Annotated in this window: 15 protein-coding genes, 4 tRNA genes and 3 pseudogenes; 20 read left to right on the forward strand and 2 right to left on the reverse strand. The window is 65.0% G+C overall.

The genetic code is table 11. The features are described from left to right. The 4 genes and pseudogenes from FUT87_RS28680 to FUT87_RS30620 all read left to right on the forward strand — a co-directional run. A pseudogene (locus FUT87_RS28680) lies at positions 1-324 on the forward strand (beta-N-acetylhexosaminidase); the annotation flags it as partial. 22 nt (positions 325-346) lie between these two features. Further along, on the forward strand, positions 347-1666 hold the full coding sequence (locus FUT87_RS11575; RefSeq protein ID WP_147241112.1) for an MFS transporter: 1320 nt from the start codon (positions 347-349) through the stop codon (positions 1664-1666). Beyond that, complete coding sequence (locus tag FUT87_RS11580) at positions 1663-2565, forward strand: glycoside hydrolase family 16 protein (protein ID WP_147241113.1); 903 nt, start codon at positions 1663-1665, stop codon at positions 2563-2565. The genes FUT87_RS11575 and FUT87_RS11580 overlap by 4 nt, the downstream gene beginning before the upstream one ends. A gap of 28 nt (positions 2566-2593) precedes the next feature. Continuing rightward, positions 2594-4405 carry a DUF6445 family protein gene (locus tag FUT87_RS30620; protein ID WP_255511780.1) on the forward strand — a complete coding sequence of 604 codons (1812 nt, stop codon included), beginning with the start codon at positions 2594-2596 and terminating at the stop codon, positions 4403-4405. A gap of 156 nt (positions 4406-4561) precedes the next feature. On the opposite strand, the gene FUT87_RS11595 is transcribed toward FUT87_RS30620, so the two are convergent. Continuing rightward, positions 4562-7201: a TonB-dependent receptor gene (locus FUT87_RS11595; protein WP_147241114.1), complete on the reverse strand. Its 2640-nt coding sequence runs from the start codon at positions 7199-7201 to the stop codon at positions 4562-4564. Positions 7202-7696: 495 nt separating this feature from the next. Between FUT87_RS11595 and FUT87_RS11600 the strand changes: the two genes are divergently transcribed. The 13 genes and pseudogenes from FUT87_RS11600 (at position 7697) to rpoC (ending at position 21892) form a co-directional block, all read left to right on the forward strand. Next, positions 7697-7782, forward strand: a tRNA-Tyr gene (locus tag FUT87_RS11600). Positions 7783-7864: 82 nt separating this feature from the next. After that, positions 7865-7938: transfer RNA gene (locus tag FUT87_RS11605), tRNA-Gly, on the forward strand. A gap of 71 nt (positions 7939-8009) precedes the next feature. After that, positions 8010-8084, forward strand: a tRNA-Thr gene (locus tag FUT87_RS11610). Between the two features lie 43 nt (positions 8085-8127). Then, positions 8128-9318 (forward strand): elongation factor Tu, encoded by a 1191-nt coding sequence (gene tuf / locus FUT87_RS11615; protein WP_091728089.1) that lies wholly within the window; start codon positions 8128-8130, stop codon positions 9316-9318. A gap of 17 nt (positions 9319-9335) precedes the next feature. Further along, positions 9336-9411, forward strand: a tRNA-Trp gene (locus FUT87_RS11620). A gap of 146 nt (positions 9412-9557) precedes the next feature. Continuing rightward, positions 9558-9941 carry a preprotein translocase subunit SecE gene (secE, locus tag FUT87_RS11625; RefSeq protein WP_091728126.1) on the forward strand — a complete coding sequence of 128 codons (384 nt, stop codon included), beginning with the start codon at positions 9558-9560 and terminating at the stop codon, positions 9939-9941. 22 nt (positions 9942-9963) lie between these two features. After that, on the forward strand, positions 9964-10548 hold the full coding sequence (nusG, locus tag FUT87_RS11630) for a transcription termination/antitermination protein NusG (protein ID WP_091731642.1): 585 nt from the start codon (positions 9964-9966) through the stop codon (positions 10546-10548). Between the two features lie 217 nt (positions 10549-10765). Further along, positions 10766-11197, forward strand: a complete 432-nt coding sequence (gene rplK, locus FUT87_RS11635; RefSeq protein WP_091728125.1) for a 50S ribosomal protein L11 — start codon at positions 10766-10768, stop codon at positions 11195-11197. Between the two features lies 1 nt (position 11198). Next, positions 11199-11905, forward strand: a pseudogene (rplA, locus tag FUT87_RS11640) (50S ribosomal protein L1). Between the two features lie 287 nt (positions 11906-12192). Then, a complete protein-coding gene (rplJ, locus tag FUT87_RS11645; protein ID WP_147241115.1) occupies positions 12193-12720 on the forward strand; it encodes a 50S ribosomal protein L10 in 528 nt (175 codons plus the stop codon). Positions 12721-12769: 49 nt separating this feature from the next. Continuing rightward, positions 12770-13150 (forward strand): 50S ribosomal protein L7/L12, encoded by a 381-nt coding sequence (rplL, locus tag FUT87_RS11650; protein WP_091728117.1) that lies wholly within the window; start codon positions 12770-12772, stop codon positions 13148-13150. A 379-nt stretch (positions 13151-13529) separates the two neighbouring features. Further along, positions 13530-17650: pseudogene (rpoB, locus tag FUT87_RS11655) on the forward strand (DNA-directed RNA polymerase subunit beta). A gap of 18 nt (positions 17651-17668) precedes the next feature. Next, entirely contained in the window at positions 17669-21892 is a 4224-nt protein-coding gene (gene rpoC / locus FUT87_RS11660) for a DNA-directed RNA polymerase subunit beta' (RefSeq protein ID WP_091728111.1), read from the forward strand. Between the two features lie 122 nt (positions 21893-22014). Here rpoC and FUT87_RS11665 read toward each other — a convergent pair whose 3' ends face one another. Next, positions 22015-22506, reverse strand: coding sequence for a putative toxin-antitoxin system toxin component, PIN family (locus tag FUT87_RS11665; RefSeq protein ID WP_183493045.1), 492 nt, complete (start codon positions 22504-22506; stop codon positions 22015-22017). A 234-nt stretch (positions 22507-22740) separates the two neighbouring features. Between FUT87_RS11665 and rpsL the strand changes: the two genes are divergently transcribed. From rpsL to fusA, 3 genes are all read left to right on the forward strand, one after another. Further along, positions 22741-23118, forward strand: coding sequence for a 30S ribosomal protein S12 (gene rpsL / locus FUT87_RS11670; RefSeq protein ID WP_091728101.1), 378 nt, complete (start codon positions 22741-22743; stop codon positions 23116-23118). A 154-nt stretch (positions 23119-23272) separates the two neighbouring features. Next, on the forward strand, positions 23273-23743 hold the full coding sequence (gene rpsG, locus FUT87_RS11675) for a 30S ribosomal protein S7 (protein WP_091728098.1): 471 nt from the start codon (positions 23273-23275) through the stop codon (positions 23741-23743). Positions 23744-23812: 69 nt separating this feature from the next. Continuing rightward, the coding region (fusA, locus tag FUT87_RS11680) for an elongation factor G (RefSeq protein WP_147241117.1) at positions 23813-25062 on the forward strand (1250 nt) is incomplete at its 3' end.

Genomic DNA, 25062 nt, shown 5'->3' on the forward strand with positions numbered 1-25062 from the left:
GCGCAGGTGCGCGCGCTGTTCGAGGGCTACCGCGACGTCGAGTTCGTCTCGCTCGCCGACATCGCCGCCCTGGACTGGGCGACGGTCCCGGCGGATGGCCGCTTCACCATCGTCGCCTCGACGCACCGGGCGCGCTACGGCGCGCAGGCCGGCAACTGGCGGCCTGACCTGCACCTGGTGCTCTGGAATCCGTTCCAGGCGCTGGATGTCGACGCGCCGACGGTGATCAGCTGGGGCTACGCGGACGGCGCGCTGGCGGCCCTGGGCGACTGGCTGCAAGGCCGCGGCCAGGCCGGCGGCCAGTCGCCGGTGACGCTGAACTGAGCATCGATCCGAGGGCCTCGACATGAGCCAGCCGCAGACTTCCTCCGCGCCCGCGCGATCGCCGATCCGCTGGGTCTCCAGCCTGTACTTCGTGCAGGGCATGCAGTTCTTCGTCGTCATGCTGATCGCCGGCCTGATGTTCAAGAACATGGGCGTGGCCAACGACCAGATCGCGCGCTGGACCGGCCTGCTGGGCCTGGCCTGGGCGTTCAAGCCGTTGTGGAGCCCGTTCCTGGAGCTGGCGCGCAGCAAGAAGCTGATCGTCGTCGCCGGGCAGTTCACCGGCGCGGCCGGCCTGGCGCTGATGGCGGTGGCGCTGCAGCTGCCGATGTGGTTCGCGGCCAGCATCGCGGTGCTGTTCCTGCTCGCGTATGCGTCGGCCACGCACGACATCGCCTGCGACGGCCTGTACATGGCAGCGCTCGACGACAAGCAGCAGGCGGCCTACGCCGGCTGGCAGGGCGCGTTCTTCAACGCGTCGAAGTTCCTGACGCTGGGCGGCCTGCTGGTGCTGGCCGGTCACCTGGAGCGTGGCATCGGCGTCATGAACGCGTGGTCGGTGATCTTCGGGCTGCTGTCGGTGCTGCTGTTCGTGCTGGCCAGCTACAACGCGTACGCGCTGCCCGGCGCGCTCAACACCGATCACGGCGACCTCACCGCGGCCGGCGTCTGGCGCACGCTGCGCGAGGTCATCGCGGACTTCCTCGGCAAGCCGGGCATCTGGCTGATGATCCTGTTCATCGTGATGTTCCGCTTCGCCGAAGGGCAGGTGCAGACCATCGGGCCGCTGTTCCTGATCGAGGCGCGCGACAAGGGCGGCCTGGGCCTGAGCACCGAGCAGGTGGGCGGGATCTACGGCACGGTGGGCACGGCGGCCTTCCTGCTGGGCAGCATCGCCGGGGGTTACTTCACCAGCTGGATGAGCCTGCGCCGCGCGATGCCCTTCCTGATCGTGGCGATGGCGGTGCCCAACGCGACCTTCTACTACCTGGCCGTCACGATGCCGGCGGATCTTTGGCACGTCGGCTTCGCCGTCGCGGTGGAGATGCTGGGCTACGGCTTCGGCTTCGTCGGGATGATCCTGTTCATCATGCAGGCCGTCGCGCCGGGCAAGTACCAGACGGCGCATTACGCGCTGGGCTCGGGCGTGATGCAGCTGGGCTTCATCTTCTCCAAGACCATCAGCGGCGACATCCAGCTCGCGATGGGCTACGAGCATTTCTTCCTGTGGACCATCGCCTGCGGCGCGCCGGCGCTGATCCTGCTGCTGTTCGTGCGCATGCCCGGGCGGGCACCGCAGGAGCCGGCGGTGGCGACGGCGCCGGTGGAGAACGCGACATGAAGGCGATCGCCGCGGGCCTCGTGGCGATGTCGATGGCCGGTGGCGCGCACGCCGCCGACCCGCAATTCTTCTTCGACGACTTCAGCTACGCCGATACCGCCGCGCTGTTCAAGCAGGGCTGGACGGTCCGCAGTGCGCCGGGCCACCCGGGCATTCCCGGCGCTCGTTGGGCGCCCGAGGGCTTGAGCGTCGTCGACGGCCAGCTGCGCCTGCATGGCGTGACCGACGGCACCGGCCCGGGGACGGCACAGGTGCAGGTGTGCCACCAGCGCAAGTACCTCGCGGGGACCTATGCCGCGCGGATCCGCTTCAGCGACCAGCCGGTGAGCGGCGCCGATGGCGACCCGGTGATCCAGACCTTCTACGCGGTCAGCCCGCTCAGGCACGACTTCGATCCCGAGTTCAGCGAGCTGGACTGGGAGTACCTGCCCAATGGCGGCTGGGGCAGCGACAAGACCCGCATCTACGGCATCACCTGGCAGACGGTGCGTCTCGATCCGTGGCTGGCCTTCAACCAGCAGCACGAGGAGTTCGGCCCGCTGGGCGAGCGCGGCCGCGACTGGCACACGCTGGTGATGCAGGTGGCCGACGGCCGCACCCAATGGTTCATCGACGGCCGCAAGATCGACGAACACGGCGGCCGCAACTACCCGGTGGTGCCGATGTCGATCAACTTCAACCTGTGGTTCTCGCCGGGCGGTCCGCTGCCCACGGGCGTCGCGGGCGGCCCGCCGCGGGTGTACGAGCAGGACGTCGACTGGGTCTTCCACGCGAAGGACACCGTCCTGAGCCCGGCCCAGGTGGAGGCGCAGGTGAAGCGCTGGCGCGCCGGCGGCATCGCGCGGCTCGACCAGGTCCCGCCGGCCACGCCCGCGCTCGAGAGTCGCTGCGACTTCTGAGCGTCTGTTTCCTTCCGATCCTCGTCCCATGAACGCTTCCTCGAAACGCATTGCGTCCGTCGACGCGATGCGCGGCCTGGCCGTCGCCGCGATGCTGCTGGTCAACAACCCCGGCGACTGGGGCCACGTCTACGCGCCGCTGGAGCACGCGGCGTGGAACGGCTGGACGCCGACCGACCTGGTGTTCCCGTTCTTCCTGTTCATCGTGGGCGTCTCCTTGTCGCTGGCCATGGGCGCGCGCATCGAGGCCGGCGACGGTGCGTCCTTGCGCGCCACCGTGGTCCAGCGCGGCTTGCGCATCGTGGCGCTGGGACTGGTGCTGCACGCGCTGGCGTGGTGGCTGATGGACAAGCCGGCGCTGCGCATTCCCGGCGTGCTGCAGCGCATCGGCCTGTGCTTCGCGCTCGCCGGCCTGATCGCGATCCAGTGGCGCGCCGCCGGTCAACGCGTCTGGCTCGCCGCCTTGCTGGCCGGCTATGGCGCCTTGCTGCTGTGGGGCGGTCCGCTCGACAAGGCCGGCAACATCGCCAGCCGTGTCGATGCGTGGCTGCTCGGTCCGCATGGCTACGAGTGGGATCCGGTGACGGGCCTCGGCCATGACCCCGAGGGCCTCGTCGCGACGCTCGGCGCCCTGGCGACGACGCTGCTGGGCTGGCGCTGCGGCGAGGCGCTGCGCGCCGGCGCCCTCCGGCAGCTCGCGGCCGTCGGGCTCATCGCGGCGGCCACGGGCTTCGCGCTCGACGCCATCGGCCTCATGCCGATCAACAAGAACCTCTGGACGCCGTCCTTCGTGCTGTGGACCGGAGGCCTGGCCGCGCTGGTGCTGCTCGCGGGGCATGTGCTGATCGACGGCTCGGCGCGCCCGCGCTGTTCCGCAGCTTCGGCGTCAACGCGATCGCGGCCTACGCCGGGGCCTGGATCTGCACCGTGTTCCTCGAAGGCTTCGGCTGGATGCGCCCGATCTACGCGCACGGCTTCGGCTGGCTGGGCGCCTGGCTCGGGCCGCATGCGCAGTCGCTGGGCTTCGCGCTGGCTTTCGTGGGCGTGTGGTGGCTCATCGTGCGCGAGCTCGACCGGCGCCGCTGGTACTGGAAGATCTGAGCGGGTCGCGCCCGCACAATACCGGCCCATGAGCCCGGACACCTTCGCCATCCGCATGCCGCCCGACATCCGCTCGGTGCGGGTCGGCGAGCATCCGGTCGTCGTCATCGACGATTTCCTCGCGCATCCGCAGGCGCTGGTCGAGGCGGCCTGCCAGGCCCGCTTCGAGCGCTGCCCGGGCGCTGACGAGCGCAAGGGCTATCCCGGGCTGCGAGCGCCAGTGCCCGCGGCCTATAGCGAAAGCCTGACGGAGCTGCTGGACCCGCTGATCCGGCTGAACTTCGGCGTCCCGGAGGAGCTGCCGCTGCGCAAGTCGCCGTGCGCCTTCTCGGTGACGACGGTGGCCCCCGAGGACCTGGGACCGCTGCAGCGGGTGCCGCATTTCGATGCCAGCACGCCGCACTTCATGGCCGTGATGCTCTACCTCTGCGACGAGCGCCATGGCGGTACCGCCTTCTACCGCCACAAGGCCAGCGGCCTGCAGCAGATCACCGCCGATCAGCGCGAACGCTACGGCGACCTGATCTACGCGGAGATGGAGCGCCATCCGGCGCCGCCGCGTTATTTCAGCGACTCGGACGACTGCTTCGAGCTGCTGGGCATGCTGCCGGCGCGATTCAACCGCCTGGTGGCCTACCGGGGCAGCCTGCTGCACTCGGCCATCGTCAATCCCGCGCTGGGCCTCAGCAGCGATCCGCGCCAGGGCCGGCTGACCATCACCACCTTCTACGACTTCTAGCGCGCGAGCGCCGCCCGCCCGCAGGCGGAGAGTCGCTTGCTTGCTTGCTTGCTTGCTTGCTTGCTTGCTTGCTTGCTTGCTTGCTTGCCCGGCCGCGCAGCGCAACGAAAAAAGCCCGGCGGCTGCCGGGCTTTCGAAGTGACGCAGCGGTGCCGGTCAGAACTTGGCGCTCAGGCCCAGCTTGTAGGTGGTCTCGCCCTTGAAGCTCCAGGCCGGGAAGCCCGCGCGCAGCGGATCCTTGATGGCGGTGTTGGAGGCCGCGGCGGCGCCGTACTGGACGTCGTCTTCCTTGGTCAGGTTGATCGCCTCGAACGACAGCCGCAGGTTCTTGGTGATGTTCCAGCCCACGCTGGCGTCCAGCGTGCCGTAGGCATCGTGCATGCGGTTGCCGTACCAGAACGCGCCTTCGCGGATCATGTACTTCGAGCGCCAGTTGTAGGCCAGGCGGGCGAAGTACTGCTCGTTCTCGAAGTAGCCGACCAGGTTCACGTTGTGCTTGGACGACTGCGTGAACAGGCTCAGCCCGTCCAGGTAGCTGCTGGCCGGCGCCGTGCCTTCGGTGAAGGTGTAGTTGCCCTGCGCGCCGAAGCCGTTGCCGAAGGCGTGGTTGGCCTGCAGTTCGATACCGCGGATCTTGCCGCCGCCGGCGTTCTGGAAGCTCTGCACCGTCCAGTTGTCGACGCCGGTCTTGGGATCGACCAGGCCGACCTTCTGGTTCGGCGTGGCGATGGCGACGACGAAGTTGGAGATGTCCTTGATGAAGTAGGTCGCCGACATCATGTTGCCGCGGCCGTAGTAGTACTCCAGGCCGAGGTCAGCCTGGCTCGACTTCATCGGCTTGAGGCCGATGTTGCCGATGGTCCAGGTCTCGTTGCCGTTGCGGTCGTCGTTGTAGCCGGACACCGTCACGCCGAACATGTTGGCGAAGTTCGGGCGCGTGATGGCCTGCGAGGCGGTCGCCCGCAGCACCAGGTCGCTTCTCAGGTCGAAGGCCAGGTTGATGCTGGGCAGCACGTCGTTGTAGGTCGACTTGGTGGACGTGGTGGTCTTGGCCCAGTTCTGGTTGCCGGCGTACTGGTCGGCCGGCGTCACGCCGTCGAACAGGTAACCGGTGCTGGTGGCCTTCGTGGAGACGTAGCGCACGCCGAAGTTGCCGCGCATGCCCTTGGTCTCGAACTCGAACATGCCGTAGACCGAGCGGTTCTTCTCGTTCAGCTCGCCATAGCCGGAGCGGTCCTCGACCCAGCCGGAGATGTTCCGGTTGGTGTTGTCCAGCATCGCGCCGATGTTGGCGCGCGGCACCGTCCATCCGCCGACGTTCACCGAGCCGTCGAACAGCCCGGAGGTGGCCACCGGCGTGATCGTCGTGTTCCAGATCGGGCGGTAGCTGCGCTTCTCGAAGGTGTGGTCGGCAAAGCGCACACCGGTCTTGAAGGCGTTGATCACGCCCCAGTCCAGGTCGAAGGTGGCGTCGAGCTGGCCGAACTTTTCCTTGTCCTTGTTGGGACCGGCGGAAGTGGCCCAGGTTTCCGGCGACATCTGCGCCGGCAAGGAGCCGACGCCCCAGGACTGGTCGTTGCTCGGGTTGACCTTGATCTGCTTGCCGGTGGCGTCGATCGTGCCTTGCCAGTTCGGGCGCGTGAACGGGCCGGCGGCGCCGTCGAACGCGGCGGTCTGGTAGTTGGTGGTGGCCGAGGTGCCGCCGTCCGCCTTGGTCGTGCCGACGACGAGGTCGAACTTGGCGCTGCCCAGGGTGTAGTGGGCGTCGGCCACGGCGCTTTCCGAGTCCATGCTGGCGCCGCGCGCCCAGACCTGGAAGAACTTGTGCGGCAGCGGGTTGGCGGCCGTGGTCGTGCTGTGCAGGCACATGCCGTTCGGGTTGAAGTCCGACTTGACCGCGGTATTGCGCTGGTCGCAATTCTGGTCATGCATCAGGTAGTCACTGGAGTTGGAGCTGTCGGCGTCCAGCTTCAGCTTCAGCAGGTTCAGGCCGACTTCGAAGCCCTCGACCGGGCGCGCCTGCAGGGCGACGTTGAGCGAGGTGCGCTTGCGCTCCTGCACGAAGGCGGTCGGGGCCACGTCGCTGTTCCAGCGGCTGTCGGCTTCGACGCCGCGGCGGATGTAGTCGCCCTTGGACAGGCCGGCGGCGATCAGCGCGCCAAAGGTGCGGCTTGCGTTGCGCCAGCTGTACAGCCCGGAAGCTTCCTTCTCCGAGTCGCTGATGGTGCCGTCGCCGTAGCGCACGCTGCCGAAGACCGTGTTGGCCTTCAGGTCCAGCGGCTTGCGGGTCTTGACGATCACCGTGCCGCCGATGCCGCCTTCGGTCAGGTTGGCCTGCGAGGACTTGTAGACCTCCATGCCGCCGATCATTTCGGCGGGGAGCAGCGAATAGTTGAACGAGCGGTCGATGTCCATCTGGTCATACCAGCCGGTGGACGCGACGGTCTGGCCGTTCAGCGTGGTGTACGTCATCTGCGGGTCGGTGCCGCGGATCGACACCGAGGCGCCCTGGCCGAACGCCCGGCCGACCGAGATGCCGGGGATGCGGCCCAGGGCCTGGCCGACGTCCGAGTCGGGGAGCTTGCCCACGTCCTCGGCGCTCACGGCATCGACAACGGCGCTGGCGTTCTTCTTGATGTTGGCGGCCGACTGCAGCGACGCGCGGATGCCGGTCACCACGACCTGTTCCAGCTGGGTGCCGTCGTCCTTCTTCTGTTCCTGCGCCTGCACGGCGAAGGCCGCGCTCAGCAACGTCAGCGTCACCGCCGCTGCGATAGGGGTCTTGTTGACCTTCATGATGAACTGCTCCTCGAATGGCCTGGAGTTGTTGGCCTTTGATGAAGACTCGGCACCTGAAATCACGACACCCATCGGCGGAGTGGCATGCAGCTGGCGCCCCCGAATACACCTCAATGCAACCAATGCCATGCCACTATAACGAGCGGTAACGCCACTTTGCTACCAGTTTGACGCCGGTGTTTTCCCTGCTGTGGCATCGCCGCGACCCGCATGGACAGCGGTGTCGAGGCTGTCGCGCTCAAGGAGGGCTGCGGGAGGGCGGGGCCTCGGGGATGAGACCAGTTGGCGTTGAATTGGTATTACTTGCGGTCCGCCCGGTTGGATGTTGCGCTGTGCGCTGCCACGCTTTGGTGGCACCTCCCGATCACATTCCGCGTGGAGAGACCGTGAAGCGTCTTTCGGCTCGGCGAGCGCCAATCGCACGCCAGAGGGGCGCGGGCCAAAAAGTATTTGCGCCAAAAAAGAACGGTGCTATAGTCGTGGGCTCGCCTCGGAGGGGTGGCCGAGTGGTTAAAGGCAGCAGACTGTAAATCTGCCCGCTAACGCGTACGCTGGTTCGAATCCAGCCTCCTCCACCAAGGCGAACAGATGCAAGAGCAACGAAGCGGGTGATCGTCACCCGCTTCGCGGTTCAAGCAGCTGGAATTGGAAAACTCCCGGGCGGGAGTAGTTCAATGGTAGAACCTTAGCCTTCCAAGCTAATGACACGGGTTCGATTCCCGTTTCCCGCTCCATCGGAAGTTGAAGGTGTCGTGTCGAGATATCGACACAGGTTTGCTGATAAGGTCATCAATCCTGTGTCGATGCCCATGTGGCTCAGTGGTAGAGCACTCCCTTGGTAAGGGAGAGGTCACGCGTTCGATCCGCGTCATGGGCACCAACCCTCTTCTCTCGTTTCTTGATCTGATCGCCAGGAGCGCAAGATGGCAAAAGGCAAGTTTGAACGTACCAAGCCGCACGTGAACGTGGGCACGATTGGTCACGTTGACCACGGCAAGACGACGCTGACGGCCGCGATCGCGACCGTGCTGGCGGCCAAGTTCGGCGGCGAAGCCAAGGCCTACGACCAGATCGACGCGGCGCCGGAAGAAAAGGCCCGCGGCATCACGATCAACACCGCGCACGTCGAGTACGAGACGGCCAACCGCCACTACGCGCACGTTGACTGCCCGGGCCACGCCGACTATGTGAAGAACATGATCACGGGCGCGGCGCAGATGGACGGCGCGATCCTGGTGTGCTCGGCCGCTGACGGCCCGATGCCCCAGACCCGCGAGCACATCCTGCTGGCTCGTCAGGTTGGCGTGAAGTACATCATCGTCTTCCTGAACAAGTGCGACATGGTGGACGACGCCGAGCTGCTGGAGCTGGTGGAAATGGAAGTCCGCGAGCTGCTGAGCAAGTACGACTTCCCGGGCGACGACACCCCGATCATCAAGGGTTCGGCCAAGCTGGCGCTGGAAGGCGACAAGGGCGACCTGGGCGAGCAGGCGATCATGCGCCTGGCCGACGCGCTGGACAGCTACATCCCCACGCCTGAGCGCGCGGTGGACGGTGCGTTCCTGCTGCCGGTGGAAGACGTGTTCTCGATCTCGGGCCGTGGCACGGTGGTGACTGGTCGCGTCGAGCGCGGCATCATCAAGGTCGGCGAGGAAATCGAGATCGTGGGCATCCGCGATCTGCAGAAGACCACCGTCACCGGCGTGGAAATGTTCCGCAAGCTGCTGGACCAGGGTCAGGCGGGCGACAACGTGGGCATCCTGCTGCGCGGCACCAAGCGCGAGGACGTCGAGCGCGGCCAAGTGCTGGCCAAGCCGGGCACGATCAAGCCGCACACGCACTTCACCGCTGAGATCTACGTGCTGAGCAAGGAAGAAGGCGGCCGTCACACCCCGTTCTTCAACAACTACCGTCCCCAGTTCTACTTCCGCACGACGGACGTGACTGGTGCCGTGGAGCTGCCGAAGGACAAGGAAATGGTCATGCCGGGCGACAACGTCAGCATCACCGTGAAGCTGATCGCCCCGATCGCCATGGAAGAAGGTCTGCGCTTCGCCATCCGTGAAGGCGGTCGTACCGTCGGCTCGGGCGTCGTCGCGACGATCATCGAGTAATTCAAGTCAAAGGCCACAGGGGCATAGCTCAATTGGCAGAGCGTCGGTCTCCAAAACCGAAGGTTGGGGGTTCGAGACCCTCTGCCCCTGCCAACGATCAGCGATAAGCGAACGTTGGTCCTAGTGGTCGCGCCAAGCCCGCGGGAGTCATCTCGGCGGGCTTTGCTGCTGGTGGGTTCGGCTGGAATGTTCCAGGCGAACAAATGTCGCGGCGCTAAGCTGCGACGGAAGTGAGTTCAATGTCCAATCCTCAAGTCGAAACCGTTACGACGGGCGCCGACAAGGTCAAGCTGGCTGGCGCCGTGCTGCTGCTGGTGGCCGCGATCGTCGCCTTCTACGCGCTGAGCAAGCAAGGTCCGTGGGTGCAGTGGGGTGCCCTGCTCGCGTTGCTGGCTGCGGCCGTGGGGGCGTTCTTCACGTCGGAGTCCGGCAAGTCGCTGATTGCCTATGGCCAGGATTCGATCAAGGAAGTGGGCAAGGTGGTCTGGCCGACCCGCAAGGAAGCTGGCCAGATGACGTTGTATGTGTTCGCCTTCGTCGTGGTGATGGCGCTCTTCCTGTGGTTCACCGACAAGACGCTGGAGTGGGTGCTGTACGACCTGATCCTGGGTTGGAAGCGCTGAGCGGGAACGGATGGGGACCAAGATGAGCGAAGATCAAAACGTCGTTGCGACCGAGTCGACCGCGCCCGCTGGCCCGGCCAAGCGCTGGTATGTCGTGCACGCCTATTCCGGCATGGAAAAGGCGGTGGAGCGCAACCTGCGTGAGCGCATCGACCGCGCCGGCATGCAGGACAAGTTCGGTCGCATCCTGGTGCCGACCGAGGAAGTCGTCGAGCTGAAGAACGGCAAGAAGGCCGTGACCGAGCGTCGCTTCTTCCCCGGGTACGTGCTGGTCGAGATGGTGATGGACGACGACAGCTGGCATCTGGTCAAGCACACGTCCAAGGTCACCGGTTTCGTCGGTGGCGCGAAGAACCGCCCGGCGCCGATCTCGGAAGCCGAGGTCATGAAGATCGTCAACCAGATGCAAGAGGGCGTCGACAAGCCCAAGCCGAAGGTGGAATGGATCGTCGGCGAGATCGTCCGCGTCAAGGAAGGCCCGTTCACCGACTTCAACGGCAGCATCGAGGAAGTCAACTACGACAAGTCGAAGCTGCGCGTCTCGGTCACGATCTTCGGTCGTGCGACCCCCGTCGAGCTGGACTTCGCCCAGGTCGAGAAGGTCTGATCAGCGGTGAATGGCATGGCGGCTCGGGCCGCCATTCGTCATTCCGCCAATGAACAAGAGCCCGAAGGTGCTCGACGGCGAAAGCCGGCGCAACCTTCCGTGACCAGTCCGCAACGAGAAGCGGACAAGAGGAGCGAGGGTACGTCTTCCGGGCCAGCCCCTCGCGCTAGCACTCAGGCGAAACGGCGTGGCCGTCGTGTCGCCATCAGGAGAAAACATGGCCAAGAAGATTGTCGGCTACATCAAGCTGCAAATCCCGGCTGGCAAGGCGAACCCGTCGCCTCCGGTCGGTCCCGCGCTGGGTCAGCGTGGTCTGAACATCATGGAATTCTGCAAGGCGTTCAACGCCCAGACGCAGAGCTATGAGCCGGGCCTCAAGTTGCCCGTCGTGATCACCGCCTTCGCGGACAAGAGCTTCACCTTCATCATCAAGTCGCCCCCGGCGACCGTGCTGCTGAAGAAGGCTGCCAAGATCGACAAGGGCTCGCAGCGCCCCCATCTGGACAAGGTCGGCAAGCTGACCCGCGCCCAGCTGGAAGAGATCGCCAAGACCAAGCAGAAGGACCTGACGGCCGCCGACATGGATGCCGCTGTCCGTACCATCGCCGGCTCCGCCCGTTCGATGGGCATCATCGTGGAGGGTGTCTGACATGGCCAAGCTGACCAAGCGTCAACAAGCCCTGCAGGGCAAGGTCGAGTCGACCAAGCTGTACGCGCTGACCGAGGCGATCAACCTCGTCAAGGAATGCGCCACCGCCAAGTTCGATGAAGCCATCGATGTGTCGATCCAACTCGGCGTCGACGCGAAGAAGTCGGACCAGGTGGTCCGTGGCGCCGTCGTGATGCCCAACGGCATCGGCAAGACCAAGCGCGTCGCCGTGTTCGCCCAAGGCGCCAAGGCTGAAGAAGCCAAGGCCGCCGGCGCGACGTCGTCGGCATGGAAGACCTGGCTGAGCGCGTCAAGGCGGGCGACATGCCCTTCGACGTCGTGATCGCCTCGCCGGACACGATGCGCATCGTCGGTACCCTGGGTCAGATCCTGGGCCCGCGCGGCCTGATGCCGAACCCGAAGGTCGGCACCGTGACCCCGGACGTCGCCACCGCCGTCAAGAACGCCAAGGCTGGCCAGGTCCAGTTCCGCGTCGACAAGGCCGGCATCATCCACGGCACGATCGGCCGTCGCTCGTTCGACACCGACAAGCTGGAAGGCAACCTGCGCGCGCTGGTCGAAGCCCTGAACAAGGCCAAGCCGGCCTCGAGCAAGGGCATCTACCTGCGCAAGATCGCTGTCTCGTCGACGATGGGCGTTGGCGCCCGCGTGGACGTCGGCACGATCAACGCCGCAGCGGCCGCCTGAGGCTTCATTCAATTGAGGCGTCACGCGAGTCTGGCGTGCGCCGATGAATTGGTGGGCTGGCCGGGGAAACCCGGCCAGGTCATCCAAGACCGCTGGCGAGAGTTCCCGCAGTTCGGGGAGCTCGCTTAATCGGAGGCTCCGGCCTCCAGCCAGCGCAGATGGCGGTCCCGCTGAAAGGATTCGAATCGCGTTCGTCGCGATGGGTTCCTGACAGAAGGTCGCTGATTCCGGTGCCCGAGACGCGATGGTCATTCATCGCATCGAGGGCGTAATGTGAGGAGTAGACCTTGAGTCTCAATCGCAACGAGAAAGCAGCCGTCGTGTCCGACGTGGCAGCGCAAGCCGCCAAGTCCCAGACGCTGGCGCTGGCTGAGTACCGTGGCCTCACCGTTGAAGCCCTGAACAAGCTGCGCGTCACCGCGCGTGCCCAAGGCGTGTACCTTCATGTGCTGAAGAACACCCTGGCTCGCCGTGCTGTCGCCGGCACCTCGTTCGAGGCTGCTTCGGACGCCATGGTCGGTCCGCTGATCTACGGCTTTTCGGAAGACGCTGTCGCGGCTGCCAAAGTCATCGCTGACTTTGCCAAGACCAACGACAAGCTCGTCATCAAGGGTGGTGCCTACGGCGGCAAGGCTCTGGACGTCAACGGCGTGAAGGCGCTGGCGGCTGTCCCGACCAAGGAAGTCCTGCTGTCGCAGATCGCCGGCCTGCTCAAGTCGCCGGTGCAACGCACCGCGGCCGTGCTGGCTGCCCTGGCTCAGCAGAAGGGTGGCGGCGCCGAAGCCGCTGCCGAAGAAGCTCCTGCCGCGGCCTGATCGACGCTGCATTCGCGCAATCAAAACACTCTGTATTTAGGAACCTATCATGGCATTCGACAAAGACGCTTTCCTGGCTGCCCTGGACAGCATGACCGTTCTGGAACTGAACGACCTGGTCAAGGCGATTGAAGAGAAGTTCGGCGTGTCCGCCGCTTCGATGGCCGCTCCGGCTGCTGGCGGCGCTGCCGCTGGTGGCGCTGCCGCCGCCGAAGAGAAGACCGAGTTCAACGTCGTCCTGACGGACGCCGGCGCCAACAAGGTCTCGGTCATCAAGGCCGTTCGCGAAATCACCGGCCTGGGCCTGAAGGAAGCCAAGGACCTGGTCGACGGCGCTCCGAAGCCCGTCAAGGAAGGCATTGCCAAGGCCGACGCCGAAGCTGCTAAGAAGAAGCTGGAAGAAGCCGGCGCCAAGGTCGAACTCAAGTAAGACCTTGTGGGGATCCGGTGACTCGTTCACCGGATTCCAATCCGCGAGAGGGGTGGTCCCATGGGGCCTCCCCTTTCCTCGTTTCAGGGTTTGTCCCTGTGCGGTTCCGGTTGACAAAGAGCAATCGAAAGCATCGTGCGGTATCATGCACGGTTCTTTCGAGTGTTCTCTGATCCGACTGCAGAGAACGGTTTGGTCGGGCCGCGGTTTGGCCGTGCGTCACGCGTGGGGTGCAACGCCCTCCGTGCCGTCCGGTGGCCGGGGTTGTCCGCCAGCGGTTGGTAGTGGCCAACCACCAAGCTTCGGGTGCAACGCCCGAACAGCCAGTCGCCGACGCAGCGCGCCTCCAGGCCAGGGGCGCGCTCGACACGGAGTCTTTATGGCGCAAGCAACCCCCTACAGCTACACCGAGCGCAAGCGCATCCGCAAGAGCTTCGGCAAGCGCGTGAGCGTGCTCAACGTTCCGTACCTGCTGACGATGCAGAAGGAGTCGTATGTCGACTTCCTGCAGAAGGATGTCGCTCCCCTGAAGCGCAAACCGGAAGGCCTGCAAGCGGCATTCCTGTCCACGTTCCCGATCGTGTCGCACAACGGGTTCGTGGAAATGAAGTTCCTCGAATTCAACATCGCCAAGCCGCCGTTCGACGTTCGCGAATGCCAGCAGCGCGGCCTGACCTTCGCCGCCGCCGTGCGCGCGAAGCTGCAGATGATCATCTACGACCGGGAAAGCCCCCAGCCCAAGACGGTCAAGGAGATCAAGGAGCAAGAGGTCTACATGGGCGAAGTGCCGCTCATGACCGATTACGGCTCGTTCATCATCAACGGCACCGAGCGCGTCATCGTCTCGCAGCTGCACCGCTCGCCCGGCGTGTTCTTCGAGCACGACAAGGGCAAGACCCACTCGTCCGGCAAGCTGCTGTTCTCGGCCCGCATCATTCCGTATCGCGGTTCGTGGCTGGACTTCGAGTTCGACCCGAAGGACATCCTGTACTTCCGCGTCGACCGCCGCCGCAAGATGCCGGTCACGATCCTGCTCAAGGCCATCGGCCTGAATCCCGAGCAGATCCTGGCGCACTTCTTCGTCTTCGACAATTTCCGCCTGATGGACTCGGGCGCCCAGATGGAGTTCGTGGCCGAACGCCTGAAGGGGGAAGTCGCGCGCTTCGACATCACCGACAAGAGCGGCAACGTGCTGGTCGAGAAGGACAAGCGCATCACCGCCCGCCACGTGCGCCAGCTGGAGCAGTCCGGCACGCAGCACGTGACCGTGCCGGAAGACTTCCTGCTGGGCCGCGTCCTGGCGAAGAACATGGTCGACCCGGACACCGGCGAGATCATCGCGAAGGCCAACGACGAGCTGACGGACTCGCTGCTGAAGAAGCTGCGCGGCGCCGGCATCAAGGACATCCAGTGCCTGTTCACGAACGAGCTGGATGAAGGCGCGTACATCAGCCAGACGCTGGCCTCGGACGAGACCGCCGACCAGCTGGCCGCGCGCGTGGCGATCTATCGCATGATGCGCCCCGGCGAGCCGCCGACGGAAGACGCCGTCGAGGCCCTGTTCAACCGCCTGTTCTACAGCGACGACACGTACGACCTGTCGCGCGTCGGCCGGATGAAGTTCAACGCCCGCGTGGGCCGCGACATCCCGACCGGTGCGATGACGCTGTCGAACGAGGACATCCTGGACGTCGTCAAGATCCTGGTCGAGCTGCGCAATGGCCGCGGCGAGGTCGATGACATCGACCACCTGGGCAACCGCCGCGTGCGCTGCGTCGGCGAGCTGGCCGAGAACCAGTACCGCTCGGGTCTGGCCCGTATCGAGAAGGCCGTCAAGGAGCGTCTGGGCCAGGCCGAGACCGAAGCCCTGATGCCGCACGACCTGATCAACTCCAAGCCGATCTCCGCGGCGCTGAAGGAGTTCTTCGGTGCGTCGCAGCTGTCGCAGTTCATGGACCAGACCAACCCGCTGTCCGAGATCACGCACAAGCGTCGTGTCTCGGCCCTGGGCCCGGGCGGTCTGACCCGCGAGCGCGCCGGCTTCGAAGTCCGCGACGTGCACCCGACCCACTACGGCCGCGTCTGCCCGATCGAAACGCCGGAAGGCCCGAACATCGGTCTGATCAACTCGCTGGCGCTGTATGCGCGCCTGAACGAGTACGGCTTCCTGGAGACGCCGTATCGCCGCGTGGTCGATTCGAAGGTCACCGACCAGATCGACTACCTGTCGGCCATCGAGGAAGGCAAGTACGTCATCGCCCAGGCGAACGCGTCGCTGAACGATGCCGGTCAACTGGTCGACGAGCTGGTTTCCGCGCGTGAGAACGGCGAATCGGTGCTGACTTCGCCCGAACGCATCCAGTACATGGACGTGGCGCCGACGCAGATCGTGTCGGTGGCGGCGTCGCTGGTGCCGTTCCTGGAGCACGACGACGCGAACCGCGCGCTGATGGGCGCCAACATGCAGCGTCAGGCCGTTCCGACCCTGCGTCCGGAAAAGGCTTTCGTGGGCACGGGCGTCGAGCGCGTGGCCGCGAAGGACTCGGGCACGGTGGTGGCCGCGCGCCGCGGCGGCGTGGTCGATTACGTCGACACGAACCGCATCGTGATCCGCGTGAACGACGACGAGACCGTGGCCGGTGAAGTCGGTGTCGACATCTACAACCTGATCAAGTATCAGCGTAGCAACCAGAACACCAACATCCATCAGCGCCCCATCGTCAAGCGTGGCGACCGCGTCGCCGCGGAAGACATCATTGCCGACGGCGCCTCGACCGACCTGGGTGAACTGGCTCTGGGCCAGAACATGCTGGTCGCGTTCATGCCGTGGAACGGCTACAACTTCGAAGACTCGATTCTGATCTCCGAACGCGTGGTGGCCGAAGACCGCTACACCTCGATCCACATCGAGGAGTTGGTGGTCATGGCCCGTGACACGAAGCTGGGCTCCGAGGAAATCACCCGCGACATCCCGAACCTGAGCGAACAGCAGCTGGCTCGTCTGGACGAATCCGGCATCGTGTACATCGGTGCCGAGGTGAACCCGGGCGACGTGCTGGTCGGCAAGGTCACGCCCAAGGGCGAGACCACGCTGACGCCGGAAGAGAAGCTGCTGCGCGCGATCTTCGGCGAGAAGGCCTCGGACGTGAAGGACACGTCGCTGCGCGTGGACCAGGGCACCAACGGCACCGTCATCGACGTGCAGGTGTTCACCCGTGAAGGCATCCAGCGCGACAAGCGCGCCCAGCAGATCATCGACGACGAGCTGAAGCGCTTCCGCCTGGACCTGAACGACCAGCTGCGCATCGTGGAAGCCGACGCGTTCGACCGCGTTGAGAAGCTGCTGGTGGGCAAGGTCGCCAACGGCGGTCCGAAGAAGATCACCAAGGGCACCGTCATCGCCAAGGACTACCTGGCCGAGGTCGAGAAGTTCCACTGGTTCGACATTCGTCCCGCCGAGGACGACATCGCCAACCAGCTGGAATCGATCAAGAACTCGCTGGAGCAGACCCGTCACAGCTTCGACCTCGCCTATGACGAGAAGCGCAAGAAGCTGACGCAGGGCGACGAGCTGCCCGCCGGCGTGCTGAAGATGGTCAAGGTGTACCTGGCCGTCAAGCGCCGCCTGCAGCCTGGCGACAAGATGGCCGGCCGTCACGGCAACAAGGGTGTCGTGTCCAAGATCACCCCGATCGAGGACATGCCCTACATGGCCGACGGCACGCCTGCCGACATCGTGCTGAACCCGCTGGGCGTCCCGTCGCGGATGAACGTGGGTCAGGTGCTGGAAGTCCACCTGGGCTGGGCCGGCAAGGGCATTGGCCAGCGCATCGGCGACATGCTCCAGCGCGAGGCCCGCGTGGCCGAGTTGCGCGAGTTTATGGACCAGCTGTTCAACCAGAACGGCGGCAAGTCCGAGGACCTCGCCCAGCTGAGCGACGAGGAAGTCCTGGGCATGGCCCGCAACCTGCAGCACGGCGCCACCTTCGCGACCCCCGTCTTCGACGCGCGAAGGAACAGGAAATCCGCGCGATGCTGAAGCTGGCCTATCCGGACGACATCGCCGCGAAGAAGGGCCTCACGCCCAGCCGCACGCAGGCCTTCCTGTATGACGGCCGCACCGGCGAGCAGTTCGAGCGTCCGACCACGATCGGCTACATGCACGTGCTGAAGCTGCACCACCTGGTGGACGACAAGATGCACGCCCGTTCGACCGGCCCGTACTCGCTCGTCACCCAGCAGCCGCTGGGCGGCAAGGCGCAGTTCGGCGGCCAGCGTTTCGGCGAGATGGAAGTGTGGGCGCTGGAAGCCTACGGTGCTTCGTACATCCTGCAGGAAATGCTGACGGTGAAGTCCGACGACGTGAATGGCCGGACCAAGGTGTACGAGTCCATCGTCAAGGGCGAGCACTCGATCGAAGCCGGCATGCCCGAGTCGTTCAATGTGCTGGTGAAGGAAATCCGTTCGCTGGGCATCGACATCGAGCTCGAGCGCAACTAAAGAGAACAGGAGAAACGTATGAAGGGTTTGTTGGACCTGTTCAAGCAATTCACCCCGGACGAACATTTCGACGCGATCAAGATCGGGCTGGCCTCGCCCGAGAAGATCCGCTCGTGGTCGTTCGGCGAGGTGAAGAAGCCCGAGACCATCAACTACCGGACCTTCAAGCCGGAGCGTGATGGCCTGTTCTGCGCCAAGATCTTCGGCCCGATCAAGGACTACGAGTGCCTGTGCGGCAAGTACAAGCGCCTGAAGCACCGCGGCGTGATCTGCGAGAAGTGCGGCGTCGAAGTCACCCAGACCAAGGTGCGCCGTGAGCGCATGGGCCACATCGAGCTGGCCGCGCCTTGCGCGCACATCTGGTTCCTGAAGTCGCTGCCGTCGCGTCTGGGCCTGGTGCTCGACATGACGCTGCGCGACATCGAGCGCGTGCTGTACTTCGAGGCGTACGTCGTCGTCGATCCGGGCATGACCCCGCTGAAGAAGTTCAGCATCATGTCCGAGGACGACTACGACGCGAAGCGCGTCGAGTACGGTGACGAGTTCATCGCGCTGATGGGCGCCGAAGGCATCCAGAAGCTGCTGGCGGAAATGGATCTCGACGTCGAGATCGACCGCCTGCGCAACGACATGACCGGCTCCGAGCTGAAGATCAAGAAGAACTCCAAGCGCCTGAAGGTGATGGAGGCCTTCAAGCGCTCGGGCATCAAGCCGAACTGGATGGTGCTGGAAGTGCTGCCGGTGCTGCCGCCGGATCTGCGTCCGCTGGTGCCGCTGGACGGCGGCCGCTTCGCGACGTCGGACCTGAACGACCTGTACCGCCGCGTCATCAACCGCAACAACCGCCTGGCCCGCCTGCTCGAGCTGAAGGCCCCTGAGATCATCGTGCGCAACGAAAAGCGCATGCTGCAGGAAGCCGTCGACTCGCTGCTGGACAACGGCCGCCGCGGCAAGGCCATGACCGGCGCGAACAAGCGCGCGCTGAAGTCGCTGGCCGACATGATCAAGGGCAAGAGCGGTCGCTTCCGGCAAAACCTGCTGGGCAAGCGCGTCGACTACTCCGGCCGTTCGGTCATCACCGTGGGCCCGACGCTCAAGCTGCACCAGTGCGGCTTGCCCAAGCTGATGGCGCTGGAGCTGTTCAAGCCCTTCATCTTCTCGCGCCTGGAGGCGATGGGCATCGCCACCACGATCAAGGCGGCGAAGAAGGAAGTCGAGAGCGGCACCCCGGTCGTCTGGGACATCCTGGAAGAGGTCATCAAGGAGCACCCGGTCCTGCTGAACCGCGCGCCGACGCTGCACCGCCTGGGCATCCAGGCGTTCGAGCCGGTGCTGATCGAAGGCAAGGCGATCCAGCTGCACCCGCTGGTCTGCGCGGCGTTCAACGCCGACTTCGACGGTGACCAGATGGCCGTCCACGTGCCGCTGTCGATCGAAGCGCAGATGGAAGCCCGCGTGCTGATGCTGGCCTCGAACAACGTGCTGTTCCCGGCCTCGGGCGAGCCGTCGATCGTGCCGTCGCAGGACGTGGTGCTGGGTCTGTACTACGCGACCCGCGAGCGCACCAACGGCAAGGGCGAGGGCATGGTCTTCTCGGACATCCCCGAGATGATCCGCGCGCTGGAGAACGGCGCGGTGGAGATCACCGCCAAGATCAGCGTCCGCCTGACCGAGTACACCAAGAACAAGGACACGGGCGAGTGGATCCCCGAGACCAAGCTGGTGGACACGACCGTCGGTCGCGCGCTGCTGTCGGAGATCCTTCCGAAGGGCCTGCCGTTCAGCAACATCAACAAGGCGCTGAAGAAGAAGGAAATCTCGCGCCTGATCAACACGTCCTTCCGCAAGTGCGGCCTGAAGGAAACCGTGGTGCTGGCAGACAAGCTGCTGCAGTCCGGTTTCAAGCTGGCCACGCGCGCCGGCATCTCGATCGCGATCGACGACATGCTGGTGCCCAAGCAGAAGGCCGAGCTGATCGACCGCGCCGAGAAGGAAGTCAAGGAGATCGAGCAGCAGTACGTCTCGGGCCTCGTGACCGCCGGCGAGCGCTACAACAAGGTCGTCGACATCTGGGGCAAGACCGGTGACGAAGTCGGCAAGGTCATGATGTCGCAGCTGTCGAAGGAGAAGATCCTCGACCGCAACGGCAAGGAAGTCGAGCAGGAGTCGTTCAACTCGATCTACATGATGGCCGACTCGGGCGCGCGGGGTTCCGCGGCGCAGATCCGTCAGCTGGCCGGCATGCGGGGCCTGATGGCGAAGCCGGACGGCTCCATCATCGAGACGCCGATCACGGCGAACTTCCGCGAAGGCCTGAACGTTCTGCAGTACTTCATCTCCACCCACGGTGCTCGCAAGGGCCTGGCGGACACGGCGCTGAAGACCGCGAACTCCGGCTACCTGACGCGTCGTCTGGTCGACGTGACGCAGGATCTGGTCGTGACCGAGTCCGATTGCGGCACCGACAACGGCATCCACATGCGCGCGCTGGTCGAAGGCGGCGAGGTGATCGAATCGCTGCGCGACCGCATCCTGGGCCGCGTGGCAGCCATTGATGTCGTGCACCCCGAAACGCAAGCCACCCTGCTGGTCGCCGGCAACATGCTGGACGAGGACACGCTGGATGTGCTGGAAGCGGCCGGCGTCGACGAGGTCAAGGTCCGCACGCCGCTGACCTGCGGCACGCGTTTCGGCCTGTGCGCCAAGTGCTACGGCCGTGACCTGGGTCGCGGCGGCATGGTCAACACCGGCGAAGCGGTCGGCGTCATCGCCGCCCAGTCGATCGGTGAGCCCGGCACGCAGCTGACGATGCGGACCTTCCACATCGGTGGCGCGGCGTCGCGCGCGGCGGTGGCCTCCAGCGTCGAAGCCAAGTCGGACGGCATCATCGGCTTCAATGCCACGATGCGCTACGTCACGAACGGCAAGGGCGAACTGGTGGTGATCTCGCGTTCCGGCGAAATCATCATCACCGACCCGCATGGCCGCGAGCGCGAGCGTCACAAGGTGCCGTACGGCGCCCTGCTGAACATCAAGGTCGACCAGACCATCAAGGCCGGCACGATCCTGGCGACCTGGGACCCGCTGACCCGCCCGATCATCACGGAATTCGCCGGCCAGGCGAAGTTCGAGAACGTCGAGGAAGGTGTCACCGTGGCCAAGCAGGTCGACGAGGTGACGGGCCTGTCCACGCTGGTCGTGATCGACCCGAAGCGTCGCGGTGCCGCCAAGGTGGTCCGTCCGCAGGTCAAGCTGCTGGACGCCAACGGCCAGGAAGTGAAGATCCCCGGCACCGATCACTCGGTGACGATCGGCTTCCAGGTCGGCGCGCTGATCCAGGTGCGCGATGGTCAGGAGCTCGCTCCGGGCGAAGTGCTGGCGCGTATCCCGGTGGAAGGCCAGAAGACCCGCGACATCACCGGCGGTCTGCCGCGGGTGGCGGAACTCTTCGAAGCCCGTTCGCCGAAGGACGCCGGCTTCCTGGCGGAGCAGACCGGCACGGTCTCGTTCGGCAAGGAGACCAAGGGCAAGGTCCGCCTGGAGATCACCGATCCGGAAGGCCGCAAGCACGAGCTGCTGGTGCCCAAGGAAAAGAACATCCTGGTGCACGAAGGCCAGGTGGTGAACCGCGGCGAACTCGTGGTCGACGGCCCGGCCGATCCGCAGGACATCCTGCGCCTGCTGGGCATCGAGGAACTGGCGCGCTACATCGTCGATGAAGTGCAGGACGTCTACCGTCTGCAGGGCGTGAAGATCAACGACAAGCACATCGAGGTGATCGTTCGCCAGATGCTGCGCCGCGTGCAGATCGTCAACCCGGGCGACTCGTCCTACATCGCCGGCGAACAGGTCGAGCGTTCGGAGCTGCTGGACACCAACGACCGCCTGCGCGGCGAGGGCAAGATGATCGCCACGCACGCTGATGTGCTGCTGGGTATCACGAAGGCCTCGCTGTCGACGGACTCGTTCATCTCCGCGGCGTCGTTCCAGGAAACGACCCGCGTGCTGACCGAAGCCGCGATCATGGGCAAGCGCGACGAACTGCGTGGCCTGAAGGAGAACGTGATCGTCGGTCGTCTGATCCCGGCTGGTACCGGCATGGCCTTCCACCAGGCGCGCCGCGCCAAGGAAGAGATGGACGACGCCGAGCGCCGCTCCATCGCCATGCAGGAAGCCGAGGAAATGGCGGCGGTGCAACTGTCCGCGCTCGACGCGGCCAGCGACGCAGGCACTGGCGAGTAATCGAAGCGACCCGGGTCGAGCTGTCCGCGGCTCGACCACCCGAAGGCTGCCGTCCCGCAAGGGCGGCAGCCTTTTTCATTGCCCGCATCGTGGCGCGGACGCCCAGCGTCCGCGCGCGCGGCTCATCCAGCGTTCAGCTTCAGCCAGGCGGCTGGCGAGAGGATGGGCAGTCCAAGCCGGGCGGCGCGCTTGGCGACCTTCAGCACGGCGCGATCACGCGAGATCAGCCAGGTCGGTGCCGTCGCGGCGAGTGCCAGGCCAAGATCAATGAATTTCTGGTCGTCGGTGTCGCTGCATCGGGGGCGCGCGATGCTCAAGGAGGGCTCCTCGACGAATCGGCAATGTTGCGTGAAAGCCGTCTCCACGCGCTGGAGGTCCGGTGAATAGCGGGCCGCGACGCCCCGCCCGATCACGTGCAGCAGCTCCGCCTTCATCGCCGCCGTGGCGACCCAATGTAAGTGCCGGCTCTCCACTGCGGCGATGAGCGGCAACAGGGTGGGCTCATCGAACACCAGCCAGTCCATGACGACCTGCGTGTCCAGGATGACCAGTCGGCCGGCGGCGGCCGTGTTGTCCGGAAGCGGCGGAAGGGCGATGGAGACAGCGTCGGTCATAGGGTCCGGGAGCATAGCGCCTTGTGCGATTTCACTGAACTCGCCTACAATCGCCGGCTCTCCAGCATGTCTTGATGCGTCCGGGGTCCAGGTTTCGAACCGGATCCGGGGTTGATCCGAGCGTGGTGCCGCAAGGTGCTGCGCTTTTGTCGCTTGTGGAACGCCTCGATCTGACGCGGTGCCACAAGGCCAGGATGCGCTGGGGTTGTGACTTCAAACGGGAACAAGTTACTTATGCCAACCATCAATCAGCTCGTTCGCCACGGTCGTGAGACCGAGGTGACGAAATCCAAGTCGCCGGCCATGCAGTCGTGCCCGCAACGTCGTGGCGTCTGCACCCGCGTGTACACCACCACCCCGAAGAAGCCGAACTCGGCGCTTCGTAAGGTCGCCAAGGTGCGCCTGACCAACGGTTTCGAGGTCATCTCGTACATCGGCGGTGAAGGCCACAACCTGCAGGAACACAGCGTCGTGCTCGTGCGCGGCGGTCGTGTCAAGGACTTGCCGGGCGTGCGTTACCACATCGTCCGCGGTTCGCTGGACCTGCAGGGCGTGAAGGACCGCAAGCAAGCGCGTTCGAAGTACGGCGCCAAGCGTCCGAAGAAGGCTTAATCAGCCCAGGTCTTGGTGGCCGAGAGGTCATCGAATTTTTGCGGCCCGAGTGCAGGTGCACCGGCAGCCGAGTAAGTGGATCCCCCCAGATGTCGGTGGAGATCCGCGGCGGGGCGAGAGCCCTGACCAACTGAAGCATTGAAGGAAGAATCCCATGCCACGTCGTCGCGAAGTACCCAAGCGCGAGATCCTGCCGGACCCGAAGTTCGGTAGCGTTGATCTGTCCAAGTTCATGAACGTCATCATGGAATCGGGCAAGAAGGCCGTCGCAGAGCGCATCATTTACGGCGCCCTGGAGCAAGTCGAGCAGAAGTCCGGCAAGGATCCGCTCGAGGTCTTCATGATCGCGATCAACAACGTGAAGCCCATGGTCGAAGTGAAGTCCCGTCGCGTTGGCGGTGCGAACTACCAAGTTCCCGTGGAAGTTCGCCCCGTCCGCCGTCTGGCCCTCGCCATGCGCTGGCTGAAGGAATCCGCGCGCAAGCGTGGTGAGAAGTCGATGGCCCAACGTCTGGCCAACGAACTGCTGGAGGCCTCCGAAGGCCGTGGTGGCGCGATGAAGAAGCGCGACGAAGTCCACCGCATGGCAGACGCCAACAAGGCGTTCTCGCACTTCCGCTTCTAATCAAGACCTCTCTGGCCGCCTCGGGTTACTACTGACCCGATGGCGGCTCCATGCATTTGGAGTGACACCATGTCCCGCAAGACCCCCATCGAGCGCTACCGCAATATCGGTATCTCGGCGCACATCGATGCCGGTAAGACCACGACGACCGAACGCATCCTGTACTACACCGGTGTGAACCACAAGATCGGTGAAGTGCACGACGGCGCCGCCACGATGGACTGGATGGAGCAGGAGCAAGAGCGCGGCATCACGATCACGTCGGCCGCGACGACCTGCTTCTGGAAGGGCATGGACATGTCCTACCCCGAGCACCGCTTCAACATCATCGACACCCCCGGGCACGTGGACTTCACCATTGAAGTCGAGCGCTCGATGCGTGTCCTGGACGGCGCATGCATGGTCTATTGCGCCGTCGGTGGCGTGCAGCCCCAGTCGGAAACCGTCTGGCGCCAGGCCAACAAGTACAAGGTGCCCCGCCTCGCGTTCGTCAACAAGATGGACCGCACCGGCGCGAACTTCTTCAAGGTCGTCGACCAGATGAAGACCCGCCTGAAGGCCAACCCGGTGCCCGTGGTGATCCCCATCGGCGCGGAAGAGAACTTCAAGGGCGTGGTGGACCTCTTCAAGATGAAGGCCATCATCTGGGACGAGGCTTCCCAGGGCATGAAGTTCACCTTCGAAGACATCCCGGCCGACCTGGTCGAGGTCGCTCAGGAATGGCGCGAGAAGATGGTTGAGGCCGCAGCCGAAGCCACCGAAGAGCTGATGAACAAGTACCTCGAGACGGGCGACCTGACCGAGGAAGAGATCAAGGTGGCGATCCGCAAGCGCACGATCGCGACCGAGATCCAGCCGATGCTGTGCGGCACCGCCTTCAAGAACAAGGGCGTGCAGCGCATGCTGGACGCCGTCATCGACTTCCTGCCCTCGCCGCTGGACATCCCGCCGGTTGCCGGCACCGATGAAGACGACCAGCCGGTCACGCGTCAGCGTACCGACGAAGAGAAGTTCTCGGCGCTGGCCTTCAAGCTGATGACCGACCCGTATGTGGGTCAGCTGACCTTCGTGCGGGTGTATTCGGGCGTGCTGCAGTCGGGCGCGACCGTCTACAACCCGGTGCGCGGCAAGAAGGAGCGCATCGGCCGGATCCTGCAGATGCACGCCAACCAGCGTGAGGAAATCAAGGAAATTCTGGCGGGCGACATCGCGGCCTGCGTGGGCCTGAAGGACGTCACCACGGGCGAAACCCTGTGCGATCCGGACAGCATCATCACGCTCGAGCGCATGGTGTTCCCGGAGCCGGTGATCTCGCAGGC

It is taken from the genome of Mitsuaria sp. TWR114 (genome assembly GCF_007997345.1).

What these genes read in the sequence shown, in the direction of transcription:
- FUT87_RS11575 (WP_147241112.1), top strand. Translation starts at nt 347, where the DNA reads ATGAGCCAGCCGCAGACTTCCTCCGCGCCCGCGCGATCGCCGATCCGC.
- FUT87_RS11580 (WP_147241113.1), top strand. Translation starts at nt 1,663, where the DNA reads ATGAAGGCGATCGCCGCGGGCCTCGTGGCGATGTCGATGGCCGGTGGC.
- FUT87_RS30620 (WP_255511780.1), top strand. Translation starts at nt 2,594, where the DNA reads ATGAACGCTTCCTCGAAACGCATTGCGTCCGTCGACGCGATGCGCGGC.
- FUT87_RS11595 (WP_147241114.1), bottom strand. Translation starts at nt 7,201, where the DNA reads ATGAAGGTCAACAAGACCCCTATCGCAGCGGCGGTGACGCTGACGTTG.
- tuf (WP_091728089.1), top strand. Translation starts at nt 8,128, where the DNA reads ATGGCAAAAGGCAAGTTTGAACGTACCAAGCCGCACGTGAACGTGGGC.
- secE (WP_091728126.1), top strand. Translation starts at nt 9,558, where the DNA reads ATGTCCAATCCTCAAGTCGAAACCGTTACGACGGGCGCCGACAAGGTC.
- nusG (WP_091731642.1), top strand. Translation starts at nt 9,964, where the DNA reads ATGAGCGAAGATCAAAACGTCGTTGCGACCGAGTCGACCGCGCCCGCT.
- rplK (WP_091728125.1), top strand. Translation starts at nt 10,766, where the DNA reads ATGGCCAAGAAGATTGTCGGCTACATCAAGCTGCAAATCCCGGCTGGC.
- rplL (WP_091728117.1), top strand. Translation starts at nt 12,770, where the DNA reads ATGGCATTCGACAAAGACGCTTTCCTGGCTGCCCTGGACAGCATGACC.
- rpoC (WP_091728111.1), top strand. Translation starts at nt 17,669, where the DNA reads ATGAAGGGTTTGTTGGACCTGTTCAAGCAATTCACCCCGGACGAACAT.
- FUT87_RS11665 (WP_183493045.1), bottom strand. Translation starts at nt 22,506, where the DNA reads ATGACCGACGCTGTCTCCATCGCCCTTCCGCCGCTTCCGGACAACACG.
- rpsL (WP_091728101.1), top strand. Translation starts at nt 22,741, where the DNA reads ATGCCAACCATCAATCAGCTCGTTCGCCACGGTCGTGAGACCGAGGTG.
- rpsG (WP_091728098.1), top strand. Translation starts at nt 23,273, where the DNA reads ATGCCACGTCGTCGCGAAGTACCCAAGCGCGAGATCCTGCCGGACCCG.